25 protein-coding genes are annotated in these 25,844 nt (G+C 33.1%); 11 read left to right on the top strand and 14 right to left on the bottom strand.

The features are described 5' to 3' along the window. Nucleotides 1-35: 35 nt before the first annotated feature. Nucleotides 36-1,142 carry a nickel-binding protein gene (locus QZ260_RS07610; protein WP_295984662.1) on the bottom strand — a complete coding sequence of 369 codons (1,107 nt, stop codon included), beginning with the start codon at nucleotides 1,140-1,142 and terminating at the stop codon, nucleotides 36-38. A 144-nt stretch (nucleotides 1,143-1,286) separates the two neighbouring features. Here QZ260_RS07610 and QZ260_RS07605 point away from each other — a divergent pair, with 144 nt between their 5' ends. The 6 genes from QZ260_RS07605 (at nucleotide 1,287) to QZ260_RS07580 (ending at nucleotide 6,804) form a co-directional block, all read left to right on the top strand. Beyond that, nucleotides 1,287-2,237, top strand: a complete 951-nt coding sequence (locus QZ260_RS07605) for a M20/M25/M40 family metallo-hydrolase (RefSeq protein ID WP_295984660.1) — start codon at nucleotides 1,287-1,289, stop codon at nucleotides 2,235-2,237. Continuing rightward, nucleotides 2,230-2,913, top strand: coding sequence for an SDR family oxidoreductase (locus QZ260_RS07600; protein WP_295984659.1), 684 nt, complete (start codon nucleotides 2,230-2,232; stop codon nucleotides 2,911-2,913). Before QZ260_RS07605 ends, QZ260_RS07600 begins: the two co-directional genes overlap by 8 nt. Nucleotides 2,914-2,916: 3 nt before the next feature. Then, nucleotides 2,917-3,552 (top strand): HAD family hydrolase, encoded by a 636-nt coding sequence (locus QZ260_RS07595; RefSeq protein ID WP_295984657.1) that lies wholly within the window; start codon nucleotides 2,917-2,919, stop codon nucleotides 3,550-3,552. A gap of 84 nt (nucleotides 3,553-3,636) precedes the next feature. Then, nucleotides 3,637-4,233 (top strand): SprT-like domain-containing protein, encoded by a 597-nt coding sequence (locus QZ260_RS07590; protein WP_295984654.1) that lies wholly within the window; start codon nucleotides 3,637-3,639, stop codon nucleotides 4,231-4,233. A 4-nt stretch (nucleotides 4,234-4,237) separates the two neighbouring features. Next, on the top strand, nucleotides 4,238-5,317 hold the full coding sequence (locus QZ260_RS07585) for a mannose-1-phosphate guanylyltransferase (RefSeq protein ID WP_295984653.1): 1,080 nt from the start codon (nucleotides 4,238-4,240) through the stop codon (nucleotides 5,315-5,317). Nucleotides 5,318-5,319: 2 nt separating this feature from the next. Further along, nucleotides 5,320-6,804, top strand: a complete 1,485-nt coding sequence (locus QZ260_RS07580) for a DUF389 domain-containing protein (protein ID WP_295984651.1) — start codon at nucleotides 5,320-5,322, stop codon at nucleotides 6,802-6,804. Between the two features lies 1 nt (nucleotide 6,805). On the opposite strand, the gene QZ260_RS07575 is transcribed toward QZ260_RS07580, so the two are convergent. Both QZ260_RS07575 and QZ260_RS07570 read right to left on the bottom strand, forming a co-directional pair. Continuing rightward, nucleotides 6,806-7,573, bottom strand: coding sequence for an ATP-binding cassette domain-containing protein (locus QZ260_RS07575; RefSeq protein ID WP_295984648.1), 768 nt, complete (start codon nucleotides 7,571-7,573; stop codon nucleotides 6,806-6,808). Continuing rightward, nucleotides 7,573-8,310 carry an ABC transporter permease gene (locus QZ260_RS07570; RefSeq protein ID WP_295984647.1) on the bottom strand — a complete coding sequence of 246 codons (738 nt, stop codon included), beginning with the start codon at nucleotides 8,308-8,310 and terminating at the stop codon, nucleotides 7,573-7,575. Before QZ260_RS07570 ends, QZ260_RS07575 begins: the two co-directional genes overlap by 1 nt. Before the next feature lie 109 nt (nucleotides 8,311-8,419). Here QZ260_RS07570 and pafA point away from each other — a divergent pair, with 109 nt between their 5' ends. After that, entirely contained in the window at nucleotides 8,420-10,075 is a 1,656-nt protein-coding gene (gene pafA, locus QZ260_RS07565) for an alkaline phosphatase PafA (RefSeq protein WP_295984645.1), read from the top strand. Further along, entirely contained in the window at nucleotides 10,075-10,884 is an 810-nt protein-coding gene (locus tag QZ260_RS07560) for a DNA/RNA non-specific endonuclease (protein ID WP_295984643.1), read from the top strand. The genes pafA and QZ260_RS07560 overlap by 1 nt, the downstream gene beginning before the upstream one ends. On the opposite strand, the gene QZ260_RS07555 is transcribed toward QZ260_RS07560, so the two are convergent. The 4 genes from QZ260_RS07555 to gcvP all read right to left on the bottom strand — a co-directional run bounded on the left by QZ260_RS07555 (nucleotide 10,877) and on the right by gcvP (nucleotide 16,288). Beyond that, nucleotides 10,877-11,725, bottom strand: coding sequence for a glycosyltransferase family 2 protein (locus tag QZ260_RS07555; RefSeq protein ID WP_295984642.1), 849 nt, complete (start codon nucleotides 11,723-11,725; stop codon nucleotides 10,877-10,879). The genes QZ260_RS07560 and QZ260_RS07555 overlap by 8 nt on opposite strands. A gap of 27 nt (nucleotides 11,726-11,752) precedes the next feature. After that, complete coding sequence (locus QZ260_RS07550; RefSeq protein ID WP_295984640.1) at nucleotides 11,753-12,274, bottom strand: methyltransferase; 522 nt, start codon at nucleotides 12,272-12,274, stop codon at nucleotides 11,753-11,755. 2 nt (nucleotides 12,275-12,276) lie between these two features. Continuing rightward, a complete protein-coding gene (locus QZ260_RS07545; RefSeq protein ID WP_295984639.1) occupies nucleotides 12,277-13,335 on the bottom strand; it encodes a ketoacyl-ACP synthase III in 1,059 nt (352 codons plus the stop codon). 103 nt (nucleotides 13,336-13,438) lie between these two features. Beyond that, entirely contained in the window at nucleotides 13,439-16,288 is a 2,850-nt protein-coding gene (gene gcvP, locus QZ260_RS07540) for an aminomethyl-transferring glycine dehydrogenase (protein WP_295984637.1), read from the bottom strand. Between the two features lie 120 nt (nucleotides 16,289-16,408). On the opposite strand from gcvP, the gene QZ260_RS07535 reads away from it, so the two are divergent. After that, complete coding sequence (locus QZ260_RS07535) at nucleotides 16,409-17,242, top strand: hypothetical protein (protein WP_295984635.1); 834 nt, start codon at nucleotides 16,409-16,411, stop codon at nucleotides 17,240-17,242. On the opposite strand, the gene QZ260_RS07530 is transcribed toward QZ260_RS07535, so the two are convergent. The 5 genes from QZ260_RS07530 to QZ260_RS07510 form a co-directional block, all read right to left on the bottom strand. Beyond that, complete coding sequence (locus QZ260_RS07530; protein ID WP_295984633.1) at nucleotides 17,235-17,495, bottom strand: hypothetical protein; 261 nt, start codon at nucleotides 17,493-17,495, stop codon at nucleotides 17,235-17,237. The two genes, QZ260_RS07535 and QZ260_RS07530, sit on opposite strands and share 8 nt — an antisense overlap. Before the next feature lie 2 nt (nucleotides 17,496-17,497). After that, nucleotides 17,498-18,049 carry a sigma-70 family RNA polymerase sigma factor gene (locus tag QZ260_RS07525; protein WP_295984631.1) on the bottom strand — a complete coding sequence of 184 codons (552 nt, stop codon included), beginning with the start codon at nucleotides 18,047-18,049 and terminating at the stop codon, nucleotides 17,498-17,500. A 142-nt stretch (nucleotides 18,050-18,191) separates the two neighbouring features. Next, nucleotides 18,192-20,225: a M3 family metallopeptidase gene (locus tag QZ260_RS07520; RefSeq protein ID WP_295984629.1), complete on the bottom strand. Its 2,034-nt coding sequence runs from the start codon at nucleotides 20,223-20,225 to the stop codon at nucleotides 18,192-18,194. 148 nt (nucleotides 20,226-20,373) lie between these two features. After that, nucleotides 20,374-20,856, bottom strand: coding sequence for a 5-(carboxyamino)imidazole ribonucleotide mutase (gene purE, locus QZ260_RS07515; protein WP_295984627.1), 483 nt, complete (start codon nucleotides 20,854-20,856; stop codon nucleotides 20,374-20,376). 2 nt (nucleotides 20,857-20,858) lie between these two features. Beyond that, nucleotides 20,859-22,013: a 5-(carboxyamino)imidazole ribonucleotide synthase gene (locus QZ260_RS07510; RefSeq protein WP_295984626.1), complete on the bottom strand. Its 1,155-nt coding sequence runs from the start codon at nucleotides 22,011-22,013 to the stop codon at nucleotides 20,859-20,861. Nucleotides 22,014-22,150: 137 nt separating this feature from the next. On the opposite strand from QZ260_RS07510, the gene QZ260_RS07505 reads away from it, so the two are divergent. After that, entirely contained in the window at nucleotides 22,151-23,260 is a 1,110-nt protein-coding gene (locus tag QZ260_RS07505) for an adenylate kinase (protein WP_295984624.1), read from the top strand. Nucleotides 23,261-23,386: 126 nt separating this feature from the next. Next, nucleotides 23,387-24,385, top strand: coding sequence for a GTPase ObgE (gene obgE / locus QZ260_RS07500; RefSeq protein ID WP_295984622.1), 999 nt, complete (start codon nucleotides 23,387-23,389; stop codon nucleotides 24,383-24,385). A gap of 9 nt (nucleotides 24,386-24,394) precedes the next feature. Here the strand turns inward: obgE and QZ260_RS07495 are convergent, their stop codons facing one another. Both QZ260_RS07495 and QZ260_RS07490 read right to left on the bottom strand, forming a co-directional pair. After that, nucleotides 24,395-25,036: an SdpI family protein gene (locus QZ260_RS07495; protein ID WP_295984620.1), complete on the bottom strand. Its 642-nt coding sequence runs from the start codon at nucleotides 25,034-25,036 to the stop codon at nucleotides 24,395-24,397. 4 nt (nucleotides 25,037-25,040) lie between these two features. Beyond that, on the bottom strand, nucleotides 25,041-25,295 hold the full coding sequence (locus tag QZ260_RS07490) for an autorepressor SdpR family transcription factor (RefSeq protein WP_295984618.1): 255 nt from the start codon (nucleotides 25,293-25,295) through the stop codon (nucleotides 25,041-25,043). Nucleotides 25,296-25,844 lie beyond the last annotated feature (549 nt).

The following is a 25,844-nucleotide window of genomic DNA, read 5'->3' as shown; positions in this document are numbered from 1 at the left end:
TTTTGAATCATTTATGATTTTATCGAAAACACACCTTAAAGGATATGCTGTTGAATATATTTTGAAGGGAGGATACCGTATTTATCAAGAAAACATTTTGAGAAATAAGCGGCGCTATTAAATCCTGTTTCAAAAGCTATTTCCGAAATATTACCATTTTGTTTATGTAACAACTCTAGAGCTTTGTGTAATCTAAATTCTTTTAAAAATTTATTTGGTGATTGCCCTGTTAATTTAGTCAGTTTTCTATAAAGTTGTGATTTACTAAAACCTAGAGCATTGCTAAAGTCATTCACATGAAAGTTGGGTTTGTCCCATACCTGTCCTACAAAATCAATTAACTGCGTTAGAAACTTTTCTTCATTAGGTTTCAATATTTTAATCATTTTATTATCAATCGCAGCATTTCTATTTTCGCTCTCGTATAATAATTTTACCTCTGTAGTAATTACCAGTTGTTCCTTAACAATATCGCACATACGTGTGGCTAGCGTAATAGCCTCTTCAAAAATATTTTCTTTGTTAGTTATCGGAATACCAGAGCTTAAAGCAATATTTAGTTTACGTGTAGAAGGGTCGGCTTTTGGAGTAACATATTTGAAATGAAACTGAATTTTTAAAGCACATAAAACCGCATCGGTGACAGATTTAAAGGAAGCTAAATATGTGTTGTTATCTTTTTTTACGACACGACCGTTAAATTTTTTTAAGGTTTTAGATACATTGTTATGAAATTTTTGAGCAAAGATGGTAAATTGATTTCCTTCCAGCCGATTTAAATAATTACTCGTTTCTATTACCATTAAAACTCTAAAAGCAGGGTCATTTATAATATTTAGCTTAGTATTTTGAGATTTTTCCGGGTCTTCTATCCTACCCAAAAACGATTCTACTATGGTGTTGTCTACTTCAATTATGCGCAGAGGTACATCTCCATGAGCCTTAGCATGTAAATCTTTAAGGGCTTGTTTGTTCGGAGCTTCTATCAAACAGAAGGCTGTTTGCCTTTTTTCGTCACACCAATATGTTAACCCACGACAATTAAATTCATGTTCAATTTTTAAATCAGCTTGATGCATTTCTGCGACATGTTCTGCTGTAACGCCATCAGGCATTTCATGGAGATCCAAATATATTGGCATAGTTGTTTGTTTTAACCAAGTTAATGATTTTTAACGGGTTACGCAAGAAGTTAGTGAGGCTTTCAATGGTTGTTATTTAAACAATAATAAAAAGTAGAATGGTTACTGAGAGTTTTTTATCTTTAAACTCAAATTAAATCTTGTATGAATAAATTTTTTTATGCCCTTATTTTTATAATTATTCTGGGTTGTAAATCTACAATTGAAAAAAGTGTTAAAACAATTGAAATAACTAAAGACCAGGTAAAATCTAGTTTAGAATATTTGGCTTTAGATGAATTAGAAGGTAGAAGCACAGGAAGCAAGGGTATTGAAAAAGCTGCCATTTATATTGAAAACCTATTCAAAGAAAATAATATCAAACCTTATTTCGAAACCTATAGAGATAGTTTTAATGTAAAAGACGTTATTGGCTATAATGTGGTTGGTTTTATAGAAGGCAACGATTCAGATTTAAAAAACGAGTTTGTTATTCTTGGTGCGCACTACGATCATATAGGAAGGGCAAAAACAGTTGATGGAGATAGTATTGCAAACGGAGCTAATGATGATGCATCTGGCACCGTGGCAGTTTTAGAATGGGCAAAATACTTTTCAAAAACTAAAAACAATAAACGAAGCATTCTATTTACCTTATTTTCTGCTGAAGAAATGGGATTGAAAGGCTCTGGTCATTTATCAGAACGCCTCAAGAATGCTAATCTAGATCTTTATACCATGATTAATTTTGAAATGATTGGCGTACCTAGAGCTGAAAATGAAATTATGGCATATATATCGGGTCATGATTTATCTAACATGGCTAAAAAGCTAAATACTTATACCAATACTGAAATTGTTGGGTTTTTGCCGCAAGCCAAATCATATGAATTGTTTAAACGTTCTGATAATTTTCCATTTTACAACCAATTTGGTATACCTGCACATGCTATTTCTACTTTCGATTTCACTAATTTTGATTATTACCATCATGTAGACGATGAAGCGGATAAAATGGATTTTAATCACATGACTAGCTTTATGAATAAAATGATTCCGGCCTTAGAAGGGATGATTAATACTCCTGAAAAGGAAATAAAAATGAACTATGAGTAAAAATATTATAATTACAGGGACTAGTAGAGGTATTGGTTTTGAGTTAGTGAAATTATTTGCTAATGGAGGTCATAACGTTTTAGCACTTTCGCGGAATGAAAAACCTATTCAAAGTTTAGATTTAGATAATGTCACCGCGTTTTCATTCGATTTGGGTGATTCTAATGCTTATAAGAATGTTGAGGACTTCATTAAGAAAGAGTGGAGTCAAGTAGATGTTTTAATCAACAATGCAGGTACACTACTAAATAAGCCATTTGCAGAAACTAATTTAGAAGATTTTGAACACGTTTATAAAACCAATGTTTTTGGTGTTTCAGAATTAACAAGAGTGGTATTACCATTCATGAAAAAGGAAAGTCATGTAGTAACTATAAGTTCTATGGGAGGCGTTCAGGGTAGTATGAAGTTCCCAGGTTTAGCAGCTTATAGTTCAAGTAAGGCCGCAGTAATAACATTAACAGAATTACTAGCCGAGGAATATAAAGAATCGGGTATTTCATTTAATGTATTGGCTTTAGGAGCTGTACAAACCGAAATGCTAGAAGAGGCTTTTCCGGGGTATCAAGCACCAACTACAGCATTAGAAATGGCAGAATATATCTTTGATTTTTCTTTAAATGGGAATAAATATTACAACGGAAAATTGTTGCAGGTTTCTAATTCTACGCCATAATTTATGAGTAAATACAAGTGTATTATTTTCGATTGCGATGGCGTTTTAATCGATAGTGAATCCATAGCTATTGGAGTTTTGGTGGATATGGCGAATTATTTAGGAGCTAATATGAATGTTGAAGAATCTTTAATTAGTTTAAAAGGAAAGGCATTTAACCGGTGTATGGAATTCATTTCGAAACGCATTAACAAACCACTTCCTATTAATTTTGAGACAGACTATCGCATAAATACATTTGAGGCTTTTCGAGAAAAGATTCAGCCAATTAAAGGTATACAAGATGTTATTGAAAATTTAACGATTCCTTTTTGCGTCGCGTCTAGCGGACCAGAAAATAAAATTAGATTGAACCTTGAAATTACAGGTTTATTGCCTTTTTTTGAAAGTAACATTTTTAGTTGCTATGCTATTCAAAAATGGAAACCAGAACCCGATATATTTTTGTGGGCGGCAGAAACTATGGGTTTTAAACCAAATGAATGTTTAGTAATTGAAGACAGTATTTCTGGTATAAGAGCAGCTAAATTAGGAGGTTTTGATGTTTATGGGTATACTGAGCACGATTACAATAATGAATTACAATCAGAAGCTAACACTACATTTGATAGTATGGATAAGCTTTTGGGGATGTTATGATAGTTAAACCAAGTTATATTTTTTTTCTAAGAAAGTTACGCAAGTTCAGTTTGTCTTTTCAAGAATTCTTCTATTTTAGCTGTAATGCAAAACCAGCTTAAAGAATACATTCCAATAAATGCCCTAGCATCAGTTTTAAGCCTTTTAGAACAGGATAATTTATTGATTAAAATTAAAAACGAACGTAAAACACGTCATGGTGATTACAGGAGCTTACCAAATGGAAAGCATCAAATAACCATAAATTCGAATTTAAATACATACCGTTTTTTAATTACATTAATTCATGAAATCGCCCATTTTGAGGCCTATAAGGCTTATGGTAAATTTATAAAACCACATGGTCTAGAATGGAAACGCACTTTTCAACATTTAATGTTGCCTTTTTTAAATCCAGAAATTTTTCCAAATAATATATTGCCTTTATTAGCTAAACATTTTATAAACCCAAAAGCATCTAGCGATACAGATGTCCAATTGGCCTTAGCTTTAAAGCAATTCGATGAACCAAATAATAAAACCTTTATTTTTGAAGTACCTTTAGGGTGTACTTTTAAATTGTACAATGGGAAAATATTTAAAATGGGAGAAAAGCGTGTTAAGCGTTATCAATGTCTAGAACTTAAAACAGGAAAGATATATCTCTTTAATCCTAATGCAGAAGTAGAATTGATAAATTAAAAAAATGAATAAAAACTATTATGCCATATTAATGGCTGGAGGCGTAGGATCTAGATTTTGGCCAGTTAGTACCGAAGATTTCCCAAAGCAGTTTCATGATATGCTTGGAACTGGTGATACCTTAATACAAAAAACATTTCACCGTTTAGCAGACTTGATTCCAAAAGAAAATATTTTCATTTTGACTAATGAGCGTTATAATGATTTGGTTTTAGAACAATTGCCAGAAGTTGAACAACGCCAGGTGGTTTTAGAGCCTGCAATGCGTAACACTGCACCTTGTATTTTATATGCGTCCTTAAAGATTCAGAAGGAAAATCCAGATGCCCTTATGATTGTGGCTCCAAGTGATCATTGGATTGAGGATGAGAAAACATTTTCAAAAAATGTTCAGCAAGCCTTCGATTTTTGTGCTGAAAATAACACTTTAATGACTCTGGGAATACAACCAACATTTCCAAACACAGGTTACGGTTATATTGAATACGATAAGTCTTCTGTGGAAGCCATAAAATCTGTAAATCAGTTTAGAGAAAAACCAGACTACAATACAGCCAAAGAATTTATTGCACAAGGGAATTTTTTATGGAATGCTGGAATTTTTATGTGGAGTGTAAAAAGTGTAGTTGAAGCGTTTCAAAATAATCAACCTGAACTATATGATGTATTTGAAAATGGAATTGCCGTTTACAATACCGATTTTGAAGATGATTTTATTCGAGATAATTACCCTAAGGCAGAAAACATTTCCGTGGATTATGCGATTATGGAAAAATCAAGTAATGTTTGTGTAATTGCTGCGGAATTTGATTGGAATGATTTAGGTACTTGGGGCAGTTTATATGATAAATTAGATAAGGATGAATCTAATAATGCTGTCGTGAATGCAAGAACTTTAGCGGAAGATTCATCTGGGAATATGATAAGAACCGAAAATGATAAAATTGTTGTTATTGATGGTTTACAAGATTATATTGTTGTTGATAAAGAAGAAGTTTTGCTTATCTTTCCTAAGTCAAAAGAACAAGATATCAAGAAAACGCTCCAACAGGTTAAGGATAAATTTGGAGAACAATATGGTTAATTATGAGTAACGAAAGTAAATTCAATTTTTCTGAGGAAGAGCAACAACAGCAATTAGATAAGGATAAAGCTGTAGAAGAAAAAAAGGAAGCTGTAAAACAAGATGCTAAAGGCTTATTTGTAAGTGTTAGGACGTTTTTAAGTGAGCTTTTAGACTTTAGAGATGATACTGACAGGGATGCAACCATAGCTGCGATAAAAGGAGATATTTCTTTTAAAGGTGCAACGGCTTGGATTTTAATATGTTCTATTTTTGTAGCTTCAATAGGATTAAATGCGGATTCTACTGCTGTAGTAATTGGAGCTATGTTAATTTCGCCATTAATGGGGCCAATATTAGGGATTGGAATGTCCATTGCAATTAATGATATTGATACCTTAAAAAAATCGCTAATTAACTTAGCGATAATGATTGTTCTAAGTTTATTAACGGCGTATTTGTTTTTTAAATTTTTTCCTCTTGGAAATCAGGAAACTTCAGAATTATTGGGTCGTGTAAAACCTGATATTCGTGATGTACTAATTGCCTTTTTCGGTGGTTTGGCATTAATCATAGCACGTACTAAAAAAGGAACCATTGCCTCCGTAATTTTTGGTGTGGCTATTGCTACAGCGTTAATGCCACCATTATGTACAGCTGGATATGGTTTAGCAGATGGCAATTGGTCTTATTTTTTAGGAGCAATGAATTTATTTACTATCAACACCATATTTATTGCTTTAGCAACTTTTATTGTGCTCAAAGTTCTTAGATTTCCAATGCTTAAATATGCCAATTCTGCTAAAAGAAGACGTATATCAAGATTTGCTGCGTTGGTAGCTATTTTGGTAATGATTTATCCTACTATTACCTTTTTAAGGGTGTTGAAAAACAGTGGTTTTGAGAACGATTATAATAGCTTTATCGCTGATGAAGTAAGATCAAATAATGAACTTTGGTTTCAAAAAGGAACAATAAATACAGCCGACAAAAAAATCACACTTTACTTTAATGGTGAAATTGCTGAAGCTACGGAAACCGATTTGCGTAATGAATTAAAAGGTTATGCTAAGATTAGCGATTTTTATTTAGATATAAGTGGGAATAAGAATAGAAGTTTTGATAAAATCTCTGAAGCCTATGATAGGGCAATTATGGAACTTGATAAAAAAGATAATATCATCTCTGGATTGCACAACGAAATAAGCAAATTACAAGAAAATATTTCGGGACTTAACCAACAATTAGAAGCTCAAAATGTTTCAGGTGGGATAGCCTTTTCTACTTTGGCTAAAGATGCTAAAATTAGGTTTAATGATTTAGAATATTTTGGTTTTGCCAAAATGCTAGAATCACAGGATTTTATAAAAGTAGACACATTGAACGTTGCTAATGTGAAATGGAAATCTTCATTAAATGACAGTATTGTTGGTGTTAAAGAAGGCGAATTGTTATTGTGGTTAAAACGAGAACTAAAGACTGAAAAAATACGAGTAAAGAGGAATTAAGTTACTCATTATCATCAATATACATTTTGCGTACTTTTTTAAATAGGTTGGAAGAATAAACAAAATCTGTAACGACTTCATTGTCTGTCTTGAATATGGTTTTATTCGATCCTTCCCATGCTTTTAATCCATTTTTTAAGAATACAATTTTTTCGCCAATTTCCATAACCGAGTTCATATCATGTGAATTTACCACCGTAGTAATTTGATATTCATCTGTTATTTCTTGAATAAGGTTATCTATAACGATGGCTGTTTTTGGATCTAAGCCAGAGTTGGGTTCATCACAAAATAAATACTTAGGGTTATTCACTATGGCGCGTGCTATTGCAACGCGTTTTTGCATGCCTCCAGAGGCCTCACTTGGCATTTTATTATGAGCATCATCTAAATTAACACGTTTTAAAACAAAATCTACACGGTCTTCCATTTCGCTTTTACTTTGTTTGGTAAACATTTTGAGTGGAAACATCACATTTTGTGCGATAGTCATAGAGTCAAATAAAGCGCTCCCTTGGAATACCATGCCAATCTTGGCGCGCATATTCCGTTTTTCGGCTTCGGTAAGCTGTGAAAATATTTTACCATCGTAGGCTATTGTACCTTCTTCGTAATCAAATAAGCCTAATAGACATTTTAAAAAAACAGTTTTTCCAGAACCACTTTGTCCTATAATAAGATTGGTTTTGCCTTTTTCAAAAGTTGTACTAATTCCTTTTAAAACTTCTACGCCACCAAACGACTTATGTAAATTTTTAACTTCAATCATTAGCTTAATAACATCTGGGTTAGGAAATAGTTTAAAACAATAATAGCTACACTAGTCCATACAAAAGAGGTTGTACTCGCTTTTCCAACTTCTAAAGCGCCACCTTTCATGTAAAAGCCATGAAATGATGGTATGGTGGCTAGAAGAAATGCAAATGCAAAGGTTTTAATAAAAGCATATACAACATGAAACGTTTCAAAATCGGTTTGAATACCAACAATATAATCTTCAAGTGTACTAAAGCCACCATAAACACAGGCAGCCATTCCGCCAAGAATTCCTAAAAACATGGCAATAGAAATTATGAAAGGGTATAATAACATAGAAATAAACTTAGGAAAAACTAAGTAATTTAGTGCGTTAATACCCATGACTTCCAATGCGTCAATTTGCTCTGTTACCCGCATCGTACCAATGCTAGAAGTTATAAACGAACCCACTTTTCCTGCCATAATAATAGACATGAACGTAGGTGCAAACTCTAATATAATAGATTGTCTTGTGGCAAAACCTACTAAATATTTTGGTATTAGAGGGTTGTTAATATTTAGAGCTGTTTGAATGGTAACGACACCTCCAACAAAAAAGGATATAAATGCAACAATACCAAGAGAGCCAATAATTAAGTCATCTACATCTTTAAGAATCAATTGCTTCATAACGGACCATTTTGTTGGTTTGCGAAACATTTCAGCAATCATTAAAAAATAGGCGCCTATATTATGGAGGTATGTCATATATAAATTTGTAGTTGCTAAAGTAAAAAAAACTTACACCAATTTAACTTTAAATTTAAATTATGATGTCTTAAAAAGCGTATTTTTGAAATAGAAATTTAAACAAATTATGAAAAATATACTTTACCTGTCTTTTATTTTTATAGCATGCTTTTCATGTAAAGCTCAAAATCAAATACCTTCAGAAAATAATACAATTATTAATAATAATCCAAAACTAGTCGTTGGTATTGTGGTAGATCAAATGCGTTATGACTACTTAACTCGGTTTTATAGTAAATATGGAGAAGGTGGTTTTAAACGTATGATGAGAGAAGGATTTAATTGTAAAAACAATCATTTTAATTATATTCCAACTAAAACAGGGCCAGGGCATGCTTCTGTATTCACAGGGACTACGCCAAAATATCATGGTGTTATTGCTAATGATTGGTATGATAAGGAAACCAAAAATATGGTTTATTGTGCTGGAGATTATTCTGTTTTAGCCGTCGGCACAGATTCCGATTTAGAACGCATGTCTCCACATAGAATGAAAACGACAACTTTTGCTGATGAAAACAGATTGTTTACTCAATCAAAAGGGAAAAGTATTGGTATTTCAATTAAAGATAGAGGTGCCATTTTACCCGCTGGTCATTCTGCAAATGCGGCCTATTGGTTTAGAGGCAAAGATGAAGGTAATTTTATATCAAGTACGTACTACATGAAAGATTTACCAAAATGGGTAAAAAGTTTTAATGCATCTAAAATTGCAGAATCATATTTGAAAGACTGGAATACATTATATGATATTTCTACTTACACTGAAAGTGGCTCTGATTTGAATACTTTTGAAGGTGGTTTTAAAGGAAAAGAAACGGCAACATTTCCTTATGATTTGAAAAAATTATCTCAACAAAATGCAGGGTTTGATATTTTAAAAGTGAGTCCTTATGGCAATAGTATTGTTGCAGATTTTGCTATTGAAGCCATTAAAAATGAGCAACTAGGGAAAGATAATATTACTGATGTTTTAACAGTTAGTTTTTCAAGCACCGATTATATTGGTCATAATTTTGGAGTAAACTCAAAAGAAATTGAAGACACTTACATTCGATTAGATAAAGATTTAGAACATATTTTAAAGGTTTTAGACTCGGAAGTTGGAAAAGGTAATTACACCGTTTTTCTAACATCAGATCATGGAGCTATTAATGTCCCATCATATTTAAAAAGTGTTAAAATCCCTGCTGGTTATTTAAACAATGTTTCTTTAAAAACGAAATTAAGTGTATTTATGAAAAATGCTTTTGAAACCGAGGGTTTAATTGAAAATATAAGTAATAATCAAATATTTTTAAACAGAGAAAAAATAAAAGCATTGGATTTAGATCTTGATGATGTCCAAGAAGCTATAGTTAACGAAATTATTACCTATAAAAATGTTTATAAAGCGTATTCAGCATCCACAATGAGTACAGTGCATTTTGCAGATGGAGTGGAGAATTTATTACAAAAAGGTTTCAACCAAAAACGTTCTGGAGATGTTTTAATAATTGAAGATCCAGCATATATTTCATATGGTAAAACAGGCTCTACTCATGGGAGCGGTTTAAATTACGATACTCATGTGCCGCTTTTATTCTTTGGTAAAGGCATTAAGCACGGACAGACCTTGCGAAAAACGGAAATAACCGATATCGCACCAACCATGTCGGCGCTTTTAGGAATCAGTTTCCCGAATGGAGCTATAGGACAGCCCTTAGAATTTGTTTTGGATTAATGAGTAAACGAACTTTATATTCTATTCTGGCTTTAGTTATTATTTTGGGTGTTTATACATATGAACACTTTTTAGGTGAAGAAGAAAAAGCTGAAATTGTTGCTGATGGAATGGAAACTAAAGACCAGACTAACGAGTATTTTTTACCAACAAGCACAACGGGGCAGATTGTACATCATGATGGGTATTCATTGTCCTATAGTGAAATCCATGAACAAGCTGAGTGGGTGGCATACGAATTGAAGAAATCACATCTTTCAAATACCAATCATAAACGCCCCTATTTTGAAATTGATAAAACAGTAAAAACAGGTGCTGCTAGTTGGAGAAACTATAAGAATTCTGGATATGATCGTGGTCATTTATGTCCGGCAGGGGATAGGAGATATACGAAAGAGGCGCATGACGAAACATTTTTAACCAGTAACATAAGTCCTCAAGAACATCGGTTTAATGCTGGAATTTGGAATACTTTAGAGCAGAAAGCACGTTATTGGGCAAGGAAATATGATGGAATTTTTGTGGTAACAGGAGGCGTTTTAAAAGGGGAAATGAATACTATTGGAACGGAAGATGTTTCGGTTCCCAACCAGTTTTATAAAGTTTTGATTGATAATAATACTGGCAAAACTAAAATAATTGCATTTTTAATACCGCATAAAAAATCTAGTAAACCATTGTATGAATTTGTGGTTTCAGTGGATGAAGTAGAAGCTCTTACTGGAATTGATTTTTTTCCTGAACTAGAGGATGTTCTTGAAGATAAATTAGAAGCTTCAAGTAGTTATAAAGGTTGGAGTTTTAACTAAACTTTTTAAGTATTCCTTTCCAACGGAGGGTCCTAATAAATTTGCCTTCTTCTTCAGATACTAAAAAATCAATTTTTTCTTTTTTTGCTTTAAAATAACCAGACATATAATCTTTAAATAAAAAGAAGCTTCCTTTTTTATGAGCCAATTTTAGAGCTGAAATTATTGTGATTAAAAAACCATAACGCATTTTATACATAGCTTCACCCTGTAAATATTTTGAGGCTTTGTTATAACTTATTCCTGTAGGCTTTAAGTGTTTAACGTGTAACGATTCATCTGTTAGAATATGCCAGCCGTAATATTGAGCTAGCAATTCATCAACTGTGTCCCAGCCCATTGAGGGTTTTAATTTTCCAATTTCAAGAAAACAGTCTTTTCTATAAGCTTTTAATGCACCGCGAATATGGTCTTTTCTAGTTAAATTTTCTAAAACCCATTCGCCATTTTTTTCGATATAGCAAAACCCTGAAACCATACCTAGTTTGTCATTGTTTTTAAAATGATGCGCTAATTGTTCAAGATAGTTGTTAGCAAAAATTAAGTCGGCATCAAACTTACAAATCACATCATAGTCATCATCTAAAGTTTCATAACCTTTATAAAATGCATTTATAATTTTCGAACCTGGTAAATGTTGGTTGGACGATTTATTATGGATCAGAGAAATAAAAGAGTGCTTTTGAGCATAACTTTCTACGACAGATTGAGTGGTGTCAGTTGAATTATCATTAACTACAATAATTTGCTTTGGTTTTATAGTTTGATTAGTCAAAGAATAAAGTGTGAGACCAATTGAATCAGCTTCGTTGTGGGCGGGAATGATAATGGAAAAGTTCAATTGATTTTGAAAGTTTAAAACTCTAAATTAAACTTTTTCAGCGTAAACAATATAATATCTTGGGGTAAACCATCTTAAAATTGGACGAATCCCAATTTTTTTTGTTGGGTTGGTCCATTTTTCGCGATCAATAATTTTCCATCCTGCTTTTTCTAATAACCAATCAAACTGCCAGTCTTCAAACTCATGATAGTGTCTATCGAGTATATCTGTTTTGCTTCTATATGCTGAAGAAAACCATAATTTAAGAGGTATGCTAGCAACTAATCTATTTGATTTTATAGATTTTAAAACCGTGAAGGGGGAGAGCAAGTGTTCAAATATTTCGAAAGCAGTTACGATATTAGCGTCAGAATTTTCAATTGTGGAAGTGTCTGTATCTAAATCTTCGCCTTGAGTATTTTCTATTGAATATCCGCGTTCTTGCATGATTTTAGTAAACGGATTCACAACACCTAAATCTAGAATAGATTCAGTATTTGAAACATGTTTTTCTAAAAACTCAATAGTTTTTTTGAAACGTTTATTCGGAAAAGTTTTCTCGTACATTATTATTGTTTGTAAACAATAGCATTGATATTCATACCAGCACCAACACTTGCAAAAATAATAACGTCTCCTTTATTTATTTCTTGATTTTCCATATTGCCATTTAAAATGATATCATATAAAGTAGGAATAGTTGCCACACTAGAATTCCCTAATTTACCGATACTCATTGGCATAATATTTTCTGGCATTTCCATGTTGTAAAGCTGGTAAAAACGTTTTACAATAGCTTCATCCATTTTTTCATTAGCTTGATGTATTAATATTTTTTTTACATCAGAAATATTAACACCGCTTTTATCAAGACAAGATTTCATAGCCAAAGGAACGTTGGTTAATGCGAATTCATAAATTTTTCGCCCATACATTTTTATGTAACGACGGTCGTCTTCAGAATCTTGGCTGTTAGTTTCACCGAAGTATATGAAATGTGCTTCATCGAAAGCGTGCGTTGCAGACTCATGGGCAATAATACCCCCTTCATCATCTGTAGATTCAATAATTACAGCACCAGCACCATCACTATAAATCATAGAATCTCTATCATGAGGATCTAAAATACGAGACAATGTTTCAGCACCAATTACTAAACATTTTTTTGCAATTCCAGATTTTATAAATGCATTGGCTTGTATAACTCCTTCAACCCAACCAGGACATCCAAAAAGTAAATCATATCCAACACATTTTGGATTCTTAATCCTAAGAAGATGTTTAACCCTTGTAGCAATACTTGGTACGGTATCACTTTGAATACTATCATGGCTAACATTGCCGTAATTATGAGCAACTATAATATAATCTAATTCTTCACGATCAATTTTTGCATTTTCTATAGCTTTTTCAGCTGCAAATGAAGCTAAATCAGATGTGTTTAAATGCTTTTTAGCATAACGACGTTCGTCAATACCCGTAATTGCTTTAAACTTCTTTACAATAACTTCGTTAGGTGCTTTTATTGAAGATCCATCACTATTTAGAAATTCATGATTGTAGAAGTCTTCGTTTTTTTCAATATTTGCTGGGATATAGCTTCCTCTACCTGTAATTTTAATGTTCATAAATATGAAAATTATTATAATTTTTTTCTTTCAAGCAAAATAATTTTATTTAAATGAATTAAAACTCACTTTAAAAGAATTTTACGATGTTCAAAGCCTGATTTTAGGCTTCCATATAGTCTTCTATAGGCGCACAGGAACAAATTAAATTTCTGTCTCCGTAGGCATCATCAACACGCCTTACACTTGGCCAAAACTTGTTATTCCTTACATAGTCTAATGGAAATGCAGCTTTTTCACGAGAATATGGGAAATACCATTCGTTAGCAGTGATCATGTCTAAAGTATGAGGTGCGTTTTTTAAGACGTTATTATCATCTTCTTTTAATAGGCTATCTATTTCTTTTTTAATGGAAATCATGGCATCGCAAAAACGATCCATTTCGGCTTTGCTTTCACTTTCTGTAGGCTCAATCATCATAGTACCAGCAACGGGGAATGAAACTGTTGGAGCGTGGAATCCATAATCCATTAAGCGTTTTGCTATATCTGTAACTTCAATACCATGAACTTTAAAAGGTCTGCAATCTATAATCATTTCATGTGCTGCACGACCACGTTCACCAGAATATAAGGTTTCAAAACTTCCTTCAAGACGATGTTTTATATAATTAGCATTTAAAATGGCGATTTTAGTAGATTCCGTTAAGCCCTGAGCTCCAAGCATTTTTATATACCCATACGAAATAAGACATGCTAAAGCAGAACCGAAAGGTGCTGCGGAAATTGCAGTGATAGCCTTGTCTCCTCCAGTTTTAACTAAAGGATTTCCAGGTAAGAATGGTACAAGTTGTTCTGCAACACAAATAGGACCAACGCCAGGACCTCCGCCGCCATGAGGTATAGCAAAAGTTTTATGTAAGTTGAGGTGGCAAACGTCAGCACCAATATTCCCGGGATTAGTCAAGCCAACCTGGGCGTTCATGTTTGCTCCGTCCATATATACTTGTCCGCCGTTATCATGAATGATTTGTGTAATTTCTTTGATTGCAGATTCGTAAACACCATGAGTAGATGGGTAGGTAACCATCAAAGCTGAAAGATTGTTTTTATGTAATTCTGCCTTTTCGCGTAAATCATCAACATCGATATTACCCTCTTCAGTTGATTTGGTAACAACAACCTTCATGCCCGCCATAATAGCACTCGCAGGATTTGTGCCATGCGCAGATGAAGGAATTAAACAAATGTTTCTATGATGGTCATCACGAGATTCGTGGTACGCTTTTATAACCATAAGGCCTGCAAACTCGCCTTGAGCTCCAGAATTTGGTTGTAATGATGTCGCGGCAAAACCTGTGATTTCTGTTAATTGATCTTCTAGCTCTTTTAAAAATGTTAAATATCCTTTGGCTTGTTTTAAAGGCACAAAAGGGTGTATGTTGCCCCACTTAAACCAACTCAATGGTAGCATTTCAGACGCCGCATTTAATTTCATTGTACACGATCCTAATGCAATCATAGAATGATTTAAGGCTAAATCTTTACGTTCTAAAGTTTTGATATAGCGCATTAATTCTGTTTCAGAATGATAGGTGTTAAAAACAGGTTCAGTTAAGAAATGAGATTGTCTTTGAATAAGTTCTGAAATATTATTGGCTTGTTCAACTGAAGAAATTATAATAGTTTCTTTCTTTGCCGCTTCAGCAAAAATTGAAATCAAATAATTAATGTCTCTTATTGATGTCGTTTCATTTACTGAAATGGTTACTGTGCGTTTATCTGGATAATACAGATTTACTTTCTTTTCAGTAGCAACTTTCTTAATCTTTTTTGCCTTAGTTTTCACTTGCAGTGTGTCAAAATAAGAGGTGTTAACCTGCTCGTATCCTAACGCTTCAAGTGCTTTAGCTAAGGTGGCTGTTTTGTTATGAACGTTATTAGCTATAAATTTCAAACCTTGAGGACCATGATAGACCGCATATGTGCTAGCCATTACTGCTAATAGTACTTGAGCAGTACAAATGTTAGACGTAGCTTTATCTCTTTTAATATGTTGCTCGCGAGTTTGTAGAGCCATACGCAGTGCGCGGTTACCATTTGCATCTTTAGTAACCCCAATAATTCGACCAGGTAAGTCTCGTTTATAAGCTTTTTTGGTTGCAAAATATGCGGCATGAGGGCCTCCATAACCCATTGGGATTCCAAAACGTTGTGTGGTTCCTACAACCACATCAGCTCCAAATTTACCTGGCGCTTCTAACTTCACTAAGCTTAAAATATCGGCTGCAACAGCCACTTTAATTCTAGCGTTATTGGCTTGGTTAATAAATGATTTTATATTGGTAATTTGACCATCTTTTCCAGGGTATTGTAAAATAGCTCCGAAAAATTCTTCTGAGAAATCAAATGCTTCTTCTTTTCCAATGACTAATTCAATACCAATAGGCGTTGATCTTGTCTGTAATAAAGATAAAGTTTGTGGTAATATGTTTTCAGAAACAAAAAACTTATTTATTCCTGCTTTTTTCTGATCGCGTTCGCGTACTGCAAAAAGTAAACTCATCGCTTCTGCTGCTGCTGTACTCTCGTCAAGTAACGAGGCGTTTGCAATTTCCATTCCGGTAAGGTCTATGACCATGGTTTGAAAATTCAATAATGCTTCTAACCTTCCTTGGGCTATTTCAGCTTGGTAAGGTGTGTAAGCCGTATACCAACCTGGGTTTTCAAGAATATTTCTTTGAATAACAGCAGGCATAATAGTGGGGTGGTAGCCTAAACCTATATAAGTTTTGCGAGCTTTATTTTTTTTAGACAAATCATGAATATGTAATAAATACTCATATTCCGTCATTGGCTCCTCCAAATTTAAACCGTTTTTTAAACGAATATCATCAGGAATAGTTTCAGAAATTAACTGAGCTAAGGAGTCTAAACCTAAAGTTTCTAACATAAGTTTTTGGTCTTCTTCTCTAGGACCAATGTGACGTAAAGCGAAAGCATTCGTATTCATTAAGCAGGATTTAATTATATAATTCGCAAAAATACGTAATATTTAATGTGTTTTATTGAGCAAAATGGAAAGTTTTTAACTATTCATATACGTTATCAACACTTTAGTTACTTTTGTTTTATGACCTTTTTGAAACAATTTTTTAATTTTTACATCAACAGTAGTATTCATGTCGCTTTAGCTGTTTATGGGCTTACCTACATCACTCTAGTTGAGTATGATATTCAGTATGATGAAGACATACTTTATTTCGTGTTTTACGCTACCATTACCGGCTATAACTTTGTGAAGTATTTTGGAATTGCAAAATTTCATCATAGAAGTTTGGCACGTTGGTTGAAAGTTATTCAAATATTTTCTTTGATAAGCTTTGTTTTGATGGGTTATTATGGCTTAAAACTACCTTCTTTGATGTTAGTTTATATCGTCATATTTGGAGGGATTACATTTTTCTATGCAATTCCATTTTTGCCAAAACGAATTTTTATTGATAAACAGAATAATCTAAGAAGTATTGGTGGACTTAAAGTTTATGTTATAGCAGCTGTTTGGACAGGAGTTACGGTTTTTTTGCCCCTATTAAGTCATGAGCTACCAATAAGTGCGGATGTATTAATAACTGGTGTGCAGCGGTATATTTTTGTCATACTTTTAATGCTGCCTTTTGAAATACGAGATTTAAAGTTTGACAACTTAAAGCTCTCAACCATACCACAAAAAATAGGAGTAAAGCAAACGAAAATAATAGGTGTAGCCTTAATTTTATCCGTATTTTTATTAGAATTTTTTAAAGATGAGATAACTGTAAATGGAATTATAGTGCTGCTTGTAGTTTTGCTAGTTACATTACTTTTTTTACTTTATTCTAAAATAGAACAAAACAAATATTACAGTTCTTTTTGGGTGGAAGGATTGCCAATATTGTGGCTAATTATATTACTAGCTTTTAATTAGAAACCTCTTTCAATACTTTTTCGAAGTCTTTCTTCATAGTGTCTTTGCACGTCTTGTCTAGACACTCAATATTGGATTTTTTTATTGTTTTAGACAGGGTTTTATTGTTTTTAGAATACTTTCTGCAGACTTTACAATAAATTAAATGAATATTTAGCTTTATTTTTTCCCATAAAGTAGCTTCCTTATATTGTGTTTTGTCACAAACGAGATTCGCTTCATCACAAGGAATCATAACCTTCATTTTACTCATAATTAAAACCAATTTTGTTTTAAGCAATCTGCCATACCTGTTCGCGCTCTATGAATGATTACCCACAAATTAGACGCCGTAATATTTAATTCATTACAAATAACTTCAGTCTCATAACCAAGAATAGTTTTCATTTTAAAAACATCAGCTTGCTTTTTTGGTAATTTTTCTAGACAGTTATGTATTGCGTCTCCTAGTTCACTGTTCTGCAAAGTGTCTTCAGCATTTTTATCAAATGGGTCTGCAACGCGTTCCTCTAACCAGTCACCTTCACTTTCAGAGTCGTTGTAATTTATTCTAACTTCAGCTTTTCCTTTATTCGAATTTATCTTTCGGTAATAATCTATAATTTTTCGCTTTAAAATAGAAATAAGCCATGTGCGCTCACTAGCTTCTCCTTTGAAGTTTTTCATAGATTTTAAACCCGCTAAAAAAGTGTCTTGCACCAAATCTTGTGCAATTTCTCTATCACTAACGCGAGATATCGTATAATTAAAGAGGTAATCTGAATATAAATCGATCCACTTATTGGGATTAATTTGATGGTTAGACATTATTTAGCAATTGTTTTTCTTAATTTCAAAAATAAACTAAAAAAATGAATTTGTAATGCTTAGTTTATTTCCATATATAATACTAATTGAGCAATTCTTAATGAAGCATCTTCAATTTCAATTTTCGAAAACCCTTACTGTTTTAAATTAATCCTGCACGTCTTAGTAAAGCTTCAGGCTGGGGTTTTTGGCCTCTAAAACGTTTGTACAGTGTCATGGGGTTTTCAGTTCCGCCTTGGCTTAAAACATGGTTTTTAAATTTATCAGCAACCCTTTTATTAAAGATACCCTCTTGTTTGAAATATTCAAAAGCATCAGCATCTAATACTTCTGCCCATTTGTAACTATAATAACCAGAGGAATATCCACCTTGAAATATATGAGAAAAGGAAGTACTCATGCAGGTTTCTTTTGTTTTCGGATATAGAGATGTGTTTTTAAATACGTCATCTTCATACGTTTTTACCGATTTTATACTTGTTGGATCCTGACTATGCCAACTCATATCTAATAAACCAAGACTTAATTGGCGTAACGTTTGCATCCCTTCATGAAATGTAGCAGAATCTTTTATTTTTTCAACTAATTCCATAGGAATCACTTCTCCAGTTTCGTAATGCGTTGCAAATAATTCTAAAGCTTCCTTCTCATAACACCAATTTTCCATAACCTGACTTGGTAACTCTACAAAATCCCAGAACACACTTGTGCCAGATAAACTAGGGTATGTGGTGTTGGCTAACATACCATGCAGAGCATGTCCGAATTCATGAAACAATGTTGTAACTTCATTAAAAGTTAAAAGAGATGGCTTTGTTTTTGTAGGTTTTGTGAAGTTGCAAACAATAGAAATATGTGGTCTGCTATTTTCTTTATTTTTAATGTATTGTGGTTTGTAGGAGGTCATCCAAGCACCATTACGTTTTCCTGATCGCGGAAAAAAATCTGCATAAAAAATAGAAATAAAATCACCTTTTGAGTCTGTAACTTTATAAGTTAAAACATCTTCATGGTATTTGTCAATCGTATCAATTTCTTCAAAGTTTAAGTCGAACAATTTATTAGCGATGGTAAATGCACCGTTAATAACGTTTTCTAATTTGAAGTATGGTTTTAGTAATTCGTCATCTAGACTAAATAGTTTTTGTTTTAATTTTTCGGAATAATAGGCGCCATCCCATTTTTGTAATTGATCAATATTATCTAGGTCTTTCGCGAAGTTTTCGAGCTTTTTATACTCTCGTTCAGCCGCTGGTTTTGCTTTTTCTAATAAATCATTTGAAAATTTTAGAACTGTTTCAGGCGTTTCTGCCATGCGCTCTTCTAAAACAAAATGCGCATGCGTTTTATAACCTAACAAATTAGCTCGTTCATATCTAAGTATAGCAATTTGAAGCACATTATTTTGATTGTCTAATGCATCACCTTTAAATGCTTTTGCTCCAGCAGCTAAAGACAGTTTTTTACGCAAATCGCGATTGTCTGCGTAAGTTATAAATGGAATATAGCTAGGATAATCTAAAGTAAATAGCCAGCCTTTTTTTTCTTTTGATTCTGCTAACTGTTTTGCAGCTTCTTTTGTTCCTTCTGGAAGTCCAGATAAATTAGATTCATCCGTAATTAGCATTTCAAATTTGTTAGTTTCTGCTAATACATTTTCACCAAATTTAAGTTTTAGTGTACTTAATTTTTTGTCAATTTCTCTAAGTTGTATTTTTTTGTCTTTAGGTAAATTCGCCCCGTTTCTTGAGAAACTTTTATATTTTTTATCTAGTAATGTGGTTTGTTCTGTAGTTAAATTTAATTCAGGTTTAGAATAATAAACGGTTTTAACGCGCTTAAATAAGTCTTCATTTAAAGTTATATCATTACTGAATTCTGACAATAAAGGCGAAACCTCCTGCGCTATTTTCTGAATAGCTTCATTAGTTTCAGCCGAATTTAAGTTGAAAAAAATACTAGAAATTCTATCGAGTTGTTCTCCAGAAAAGTCCAGAGCTTCAATAGTATTCTCAAACGAAGGTTTTTTAGGGTTAATAACAATAGTATCAATCTCCTTTTTAGCCATTTTTATAGTTTCCTTGAAAGCTGGCAGAAAATCTTCTGTTTGAATTATTCTGAAAGGAGCAGTATTATATTTAGTGTTAAATGAAGTAATTAATGTTTTCTTTGTCATTTATTCAGAGAATATGTTAAAAACACGATGTATTATGTTTGCATAGTATATTTAGTTATACTTTTACTCCCGATAATACGACGAGTGACTAACTCATGAGAATTATTTGTTAATAGCTAAAAAGTCCTGAATAACTTCGGGACTTTTTTTATTTTAAATCTTTGGCGGATTCGTTTACTTTCATCTTCAATCCTTCTTTATAAGCTAAAATTTTGTCTAGCACACATGTGTCACTAGTGGCAATAATTTGAGCGGCTAAAATACCCGCATTTTTTGCCCCGTTTAATGCAACGGTAGCAACAGGAACACCACCAGGCATTTGCAGAATTGATAAAACGGAATCCCAACCATCAATAGAGTTGCTGCTTTTTACTGGAACACCAATAACTGGAAGCGGTGATAAAGAAGCAATCATGCCGGGTAAATGTGCCGCTCCACCAGCACCAGCAATGACTACAGAAAATCCTCTGGTGTGCGCATGCTTGCCATAATCAAATAATTTTTCAGGTGTACGATGTGCCGAAACAATATCTACTTCAACTTCTATATCAAAACCTTTTAAGATGTCTATAGCATCTTGCATAACGGGAAGATCACTTTTACTTCCCATAATAACGCCAACTTTACTCATGTCTATTCGCTTATAACTTTTATACTTTTCTTTACTTCTTCAGCAATACGTCTCGCTTCATTCAAATCTTCATTTACAATGGTTACATGTCCCATTTTTCTGAAGGGTCGTGTTTGCTTTTTACCATAAATATGGGGTGTTACACCATCCATATTCATTATATTTTCAATATTTTCATATATTACATTTCCAGTGTAACCCTCCGCACCGACAAGATTAACCATAACGCCACCAACTTTACTGTTTGTTCGCCCTAAAGGTAAATCTAAAATAGCCCTAATATGTTGTTCAAATTGCGAGGTATAACTTGCTTCGATAGTTTGGTGGCCAGAATTATGAGGTCTTGGTGCTACTTCATTTACTAAAATTTCATCATCATTTGTTTGAAACATTTCAACAGCCAATAACCCAACGTGATTGAACGCTTTGGATGCTTTTAGTGCAACCTCCTCAGCCTTTTTTGCAATTTCATTAGAAATTCTAGCAGGACAAATAACGTACTCTACTTGATTAGCTTCGGGGTGAAATTCCATTTCTACTACAGGATACGTTTTTGTTTCACCAGATACACTTCTTGCTACAATAACAGCTAATTCATTTTTAAATGGAATTAAATCTTCAGCTATACATTCACCCTTTGGTAGATCTTCCAAATCCGATAAGTTTCTTACGATCTTTACTCCATTACCATCATATCCAAACTGTGCAGCCTTCCATACAAATGGAAATTCTAAACCGCCATTGCCAATAGCGTCTTCTATTTCGGATAAATAAGCAAATCGTGTAAAATCAGAGGTAGGAATATTGTTATCTCTATAAAATAGTTTTTGTTTTGCTTTATTTTGAATAGTTCTTAGTGTTTTAGAAGCAGGATAAACTTTAACCCCTTCCTTTTCAAGAGTTTCTAAAGCATCAACATTAACGTTTTCAATTTCAATAGTTAAAACATCGACTCGTTTTCCAAAATTGTAAACAGCATCATAACCCATCAAGTCTCCCAAATGAAATTCGTTACTAGAAATTTTACATGGAGCTTCTTCATTGGCATCTAAAACCGAAGTAAAGATGTCAAACTTTCTGGTATTATAAAGCAGCATTTTACCCAATTGGCCGCCACCAAGAATACCAAGTTTAAAATTTGAAGAAAAGTAATTCATTGAAATGCTTTTAATGAAACCCAAATAACGATACGCAAAAATACACTTAAATCTTAAAATAGTTCCTAATTCGTAAATCAAAAAATGGGTATTACTTAATCTATTGATTATCTTTGCCACTTTAAAAATTAGTCCTTGTGATAAAGTTACACGATAAATATTTTAAACCCTTTATTTCTGCTCAGGAAATTGATGATGCTTTACAGCGTTTAGTTGATGAAATAGCTGAAGATGTAGGAGATGAAATTCCTTTGTTTATTGGTATCCTAAATGGGTCATTTATGTTAACTAGCGATTTTGTTAAAAAGTATCCAAAAACATGCGAGGTTACTTTTATAAAATTAGCGTCTTATGAAGGACTGAAGTCTACAGAAGATATTCAGAGATTAATCGGGTTAACTCAAGATTTAACGGGACGTACCGTAATTATTCTAGAAGATATTATTGATACGGGGAATACGTTACATGAGGTTCACCGGATTTTTAAAAACGAAAATGTAAAATCATTAAAAATTGCAACGCTTTTTCACAAACCCACAGCGTACAAAAAAGACTTTAAGCTACATTATGTTGGTATTGAAATCCCTGATAAATTCATAGTTGGATACGGTTTAGATTATGATGGCTTAGGGAGAAATTTACCAGAGGTCTATCAAATTAAAGAAACACAACACATGACAAACTTAGTGCTATTTGGACCTCCGGGAGCAGGCAAAGGAACACAAGCAGAATTTTTAAAAGAGAAATATGATTTAGTACATATTTCTACAGGTGATGTTTTTAGATATAACATGAAAAACGATACCGCTTTGGGCATGTTAGCGAAGTCTTACATAGAAAAAGGTGGTTTGGTTCCAGATCAAGTGACTATTGATATGCTTAGTGCTGAGGTAGAAAAAAATGCGGATGCAAAGGGATTTATATTTGATGGCTTTCCACGTACTAATGCTCAAGCTGAAGCTTTAGACACGTTAATGGATAATAAAGATTCTCAAATTAATGCCATGATTGCTTTAGAGGTTGATGATGAGGTTTTAGTAAAGCGTTTACTTGAAAGAGGAAAAACTAGCGGAAGAAAAGATGATGCTGATGAAACTGTAATTAGAAACAGAATTAAAGTATACTACGATGAAACGGCTATATTAAAAGACTACTACACGGCTCAAGATAAATATTTTGGAGTGGATGGTGTTGGTAGTATTGATGATATCACAGAGCGTTTGAGCGCTACGATAGATAATTTTTAATGCACATTCCTGCGAAGACAGGAATCTCATAAATAAGAACTATAACTTTGGAATTGAAGTTCTAGTTCTTAATATTTTAGAACTCCAATTTAAAAGATTCCCTCCTTCGAGGGAACGACAGAAATCATGACTGAAGGAAATTTTGTAGACTACGTAAAAATGTTTGTGTCGTCCGGAAACGGAGGTAAAGGCTCTGTGCATTTACATCGTGAAAAGTATATCACAAAAGGTGGGCCGGATGGTGGAGATGGTGGTCGTGGAGGTCATGTTATTGTTCGTGGGAAGTCTAACCTTTGGACACTACTTCATTTAAAGTTTAGAAAGCACTCAAGAGCTGGACATGGAGGACATGGCAGTAGTGGTAGAAGTTTTGGAGCTGATGGTGAAGATGTTTACGTTGATGTGCCATTAGGTACTGTGATTCGTGATACAGAAACTAATGATATCCTTTTTGAAATCACCAAAGATGGTGAGGAAATAATAGTGGCAGAAGGCGGTAAAGGTGGTTTAGGAAATTGGCATTTTAAAAGTTCAACTAATCAAACACCACGTTACGCGCAACCAGGAATTCCCATGGAAGAAAAGTACGTAACCATGGAGTTAAAAGTACTTGCTGATGTTGGATTGGTAGGATTTCCTAATGCCGGAAAGTCAACATTATTATCGGTTGTTACTTCGGCAAAACCTAAAATAGCTGATTATGAATTTACAACACTCAAACCAAATTTAGGGATTGTAAAATACCGTGATTTTCAAACCTTTGTAATGGCAGATATTCCTGGAATCATCGAAGGTGCTGCTGAAGGTAAAGGACTTGGACATTATTTTTTACGTCATATCGAGCGAAACTCTATTCTGTTGTTTTTAATTCCTGCAGATGCTAAGGACATCAAAAAGCAATATGATATTCTATTAGATGAACTTCGAAGATACAATCCAGAAATGCTTGATAAAGATCGGATCATAGCTATTTCGAAAAGCGATATGCTTGATGATGAACTTCAGGCGGAAATGAAAATCGAGTTAGATAACGAACTTCCTATTCCATATTTATTTATTTCATCTGTTGCTCAAAAAGGTATTACAGAGCTTAAAGATGTGTTGTGGAAGATGTTGAATGCTTAAATAGATTTTTTATTTTTTTAGCTTTCTATATTCCATATAAGAATAAACAACAGGAATTATAGCTAATAATGTGATTACCGAAATAAAGAAAATACCATTAAAATCTTTATTAGTTGTTAAACTAGAAATCACTATCGCTAAGCCACCAACAAACCATATTTTGCTTGCTAGCTTATGCGTGCTTTTCCAAATGGATTCATACTCTAATGTCCATGGCGTTCTAATCCCAATAAAGTAATTTGCCTTTATGATCTTCATATAATTTCCCAAAAGCATAAACAGTAAACCTATGGCCAGATAGATAAATGAGGGGTTGGTAATTGATTGCTCTTTTGCGCTATAAATAATAAACACTGCTAAGGCAGACATAAATAATACCATCAAAAATTTTAAATTGTGGTATTTGTTACCCATCGTTTGGATCCTTTTTTTAGGATCAATAAAGGGGATAACTGTAAATAAGATATAAGTTAACCCAGAAAGTAAAAAGGTTATAAATATTAGTGAAGATTTATTTCCCCAATCATCAATTTCACCTATGTAATTCCAGTGGAGTGGCACTGTATCAGGTAAGGAACTCCATATATAGGCTAAATAAACAAACGGAATCAAAACAACTATTAGTAAAGGTATTTCCTTCTTTATATTCATGATATTATTTTTTTAAAGTTATAATCCATTGAAGCACATCTTCTAAAATGGTTGTATTTATCGAATAGGTAATAAATTGTCCCGTTTTCTCACTCGAAACTAAATCCCCACGTTTCAAAATATCCAAATGGTGCGAAATACTCGGTTTCGAAATATTAAAAGCATTCGCAATATCACCAGCAGTCATATCTTTATCTTTCAGCAACTCTAAAATTTGCCTTCGCGTTTCGTCATTTAAAGCTTTAAATAAATAATTCATCAATTAGGTGTTTAGATAAATATCTAAATATTATTTTAAATTTGCAAATATTGTAGCTAATAAGTTTATATTTTGGGCGCCTGCCTGCCGGCAGGCAGGTTACAGCAAGAATCGGGCTTTACGTTGCAATTTTTTTTTAAAACGGCATTGCAAGGACGAAGGACGTCGCAATCTATTAATTCATATCTTAAACATAATTAATAGTTCATCAATGTATCAAAAAGGATTTCCACTTCAATCCTTAACGCAGCAAAAGAACAAAAAAGCAACATTGAAATAATTTTTTTATTAACTTAGTGAGACTTCAATTTTTTATAATTGACTAGTTGAACTAATTCTGATTAAGGTGAGGATCTCATCAAATTTAAATACAGTCTCATGCGATTTCTAAAAGTTACTTTTTTAACTCTAATTATTGTATCATGCGCCCCCATTCGTGTTAATTACGATTATAATAAAACTACAAACTTCAGTACTTATAAAACCTATCAATATTATGCAGATATGAAAACAGGTCTAAGCGATTTGGATACCGAACGTTTATTAAAT

It is taken from the genome of uncultured Algibacter sp. (genome assembly GCF_905480415.1).
In the GTDB taxonomy this organism is placed as follows: Bacteria; Bacteroidota; Bacteroidia; order Flavobacteriales; family Flavobacteriaceae; genus Algibacter_B.
Note: the sequence above shows the minus strand (reverse complement) of the source record. Positions and strands in the feature narration are given on the sequence as shown.

What these genes read in the sequence shown, in the direction of transcription:
- gcvP (WP_295984637.1), bottom strand. Translation starts at nt 16,288, where the DNA reads ATGAATACGAATGCTTTCGCTTTACGTCACATTGGTCCTAGAGAAGAA.
- QZ260_RS07530 (WP_295984633.1), bottom strand. Translation starts at nt 17,495, where the DNA reads ATGAGTAAAATGAAGGTTATGATTCCTTGTGATGAAGCGAATCTCGTT.
- QZ260_RS07600 (WP_295984659.1), top strand. Translation starts at nt 2,230, where the DNA reads ATGAGTAAAAATATTATAATTACAGGGACTAGTAGAGGTATTGGTTTT.
- QZ260_RS07545 (WP_295984639.1), bottom strand. Translation starts at nt 13,335, where the DNA reads ATGAACATTAAAATTACAGGTAGAGGAAGCTATATCCCAGCAAATATT.
- purE (WP_295984627.1), bottom strand. Translation starts at nt 20,856, where the DNA reads ATGAGTAAAGTTGGCGTTATTATGGGAAGTAAAAGTGATCTTCCCGTT.
- QZ260_RS07560 (WP_295984643.1), top strand. Translation starts at nt 10,075, where the DNA reads ATGAGTAAACGAACTTTATATTCTATTCTGGCTTTAGTTATTATTTTG.
- QZ260_RS07575 (WP_295984648.1), bottom strand. Translation starts at nt 7,573, where the DNA reads ATGATTGAAGTTAAAAATTTACATAAGTCGTTTGGTGGCGTAGAAGTT.
- QZ260_RS07570 (WP_295984647.1), bottom strand. Translation starts at nt 8,310, where the DNA reads ATGACATACCTCCATAATATAGGCGCCTATTTTTTAATGATTGCTGAA.
- QZ260_RS07550 (WP_295984640.1), bottom strand. Translation starts at nt 12,274, where the DNA reads ATGTACGAGAAAACTTTTCCGAATAAACGTTTCAAAAAAACTATTGAG.
- QZ260_RS07510 (WP_295984626.1), bottom strand. Translation starts at nt 22,013, where the DNA reads ATGAATTACTTTTCTTCAAATTTTAAACTTGGTATTCTTGGTGGCGGC.
- QZ260_RS07610 (WP_295984662.1), bottom strand. Translation starts at nt 1,142, where the DNA reads ATGCCAATATATTTGGATCTCCATGAAATGCCTGATGGCGTTACAGCA.
- QZ260_RS07605 (WP_295984660.1), top strand. Translation starts at nt 1,287, where the DNA reads ATGAATAAATTTTTTTATGCCCTTATTTTTATAATTATTCTGGGTTGT.
- QZ260_RS07580 (WP_295984651.1), top strand. Translation starts at nt 5,320, where the DNA reads ATGAGTAACGAAAGTAAATTCAATTTTTCTGAGGAAGAGCAACAACAG.
- QZ260_RS07495 (WP_295984620.1), bottom strand. Translation starts at nt 25,036, where the DNA reads ATGAATATAAAGAAGGAAATACCTTTACTAATAGTTGTTTTGATTCCG.
- QZ260_RS07585 (WP_295984653.1), top strand. Translation starts at nt 4,238, where the DNA reads ATGAATAAAAACTATTATGCCATATTAATGGCTGGAGGCGTAGGATCT.
- pafA (WP_295984645.1), top strand. Translation starts at nt 8,420, where the DNA reads ATGAAAAATATACTTTACCTGTCTTTTATTTTTATAGCATGCTTTTCA.
- obgE (WP_295984622.1), top strand. Translation starts at nt 23,387, where the DNA reads ATGACTGAAGGAAATTTTGTAGACTACGTAAAAATGTTTGTGTCGTCC.
- QZ260_RS07535 (WP_295984635.1), top strand. Translation starts at nt 16,409, where the DNA reads ATGACCTTTTTGAAACAATTTTTTAATTTTTACATCAACAGTAGTATT.
- QZ260_RS07490 (WP_295984618.1), bottom strand. Translation starts at nt 25,295, where the DNA reads ATGAATTATTTATTTAAAGCTTTAAATGACGAAACGCGAAGGCAAATT.
- QZ260_RS07590 (WP_295984654.1), top strand. Translation starts at nt 3,637, where the DNA reads ATGCAAAACCAGCTTAAAGAATACATTCCAATAAATGCCCTAGCATCA.
- QZ260_RS07520 (WP_295984629.1), bottom strand. Translation starts at nt 20,225, where the DNA reads ATGACAAAGAAAACATTAATTACTTCATTTAACACTAAATATAATACT.
- QZ260_RS07595 (WP_295984657.1), top strand. Translation starts at nt 2,917, where the DNA reads ATGAGTAAATACAAGTGTATTATTTTCGATTGCGATGGCGTTTTAATC.
- QZ260_RS07525 (WP_295984631.1), bottom strand. Translation starts at nt 18,049, where the DNA reads ATGTCTAACCATCAAATTAATCCCAATAAGTGGATCGATTTATATTCA.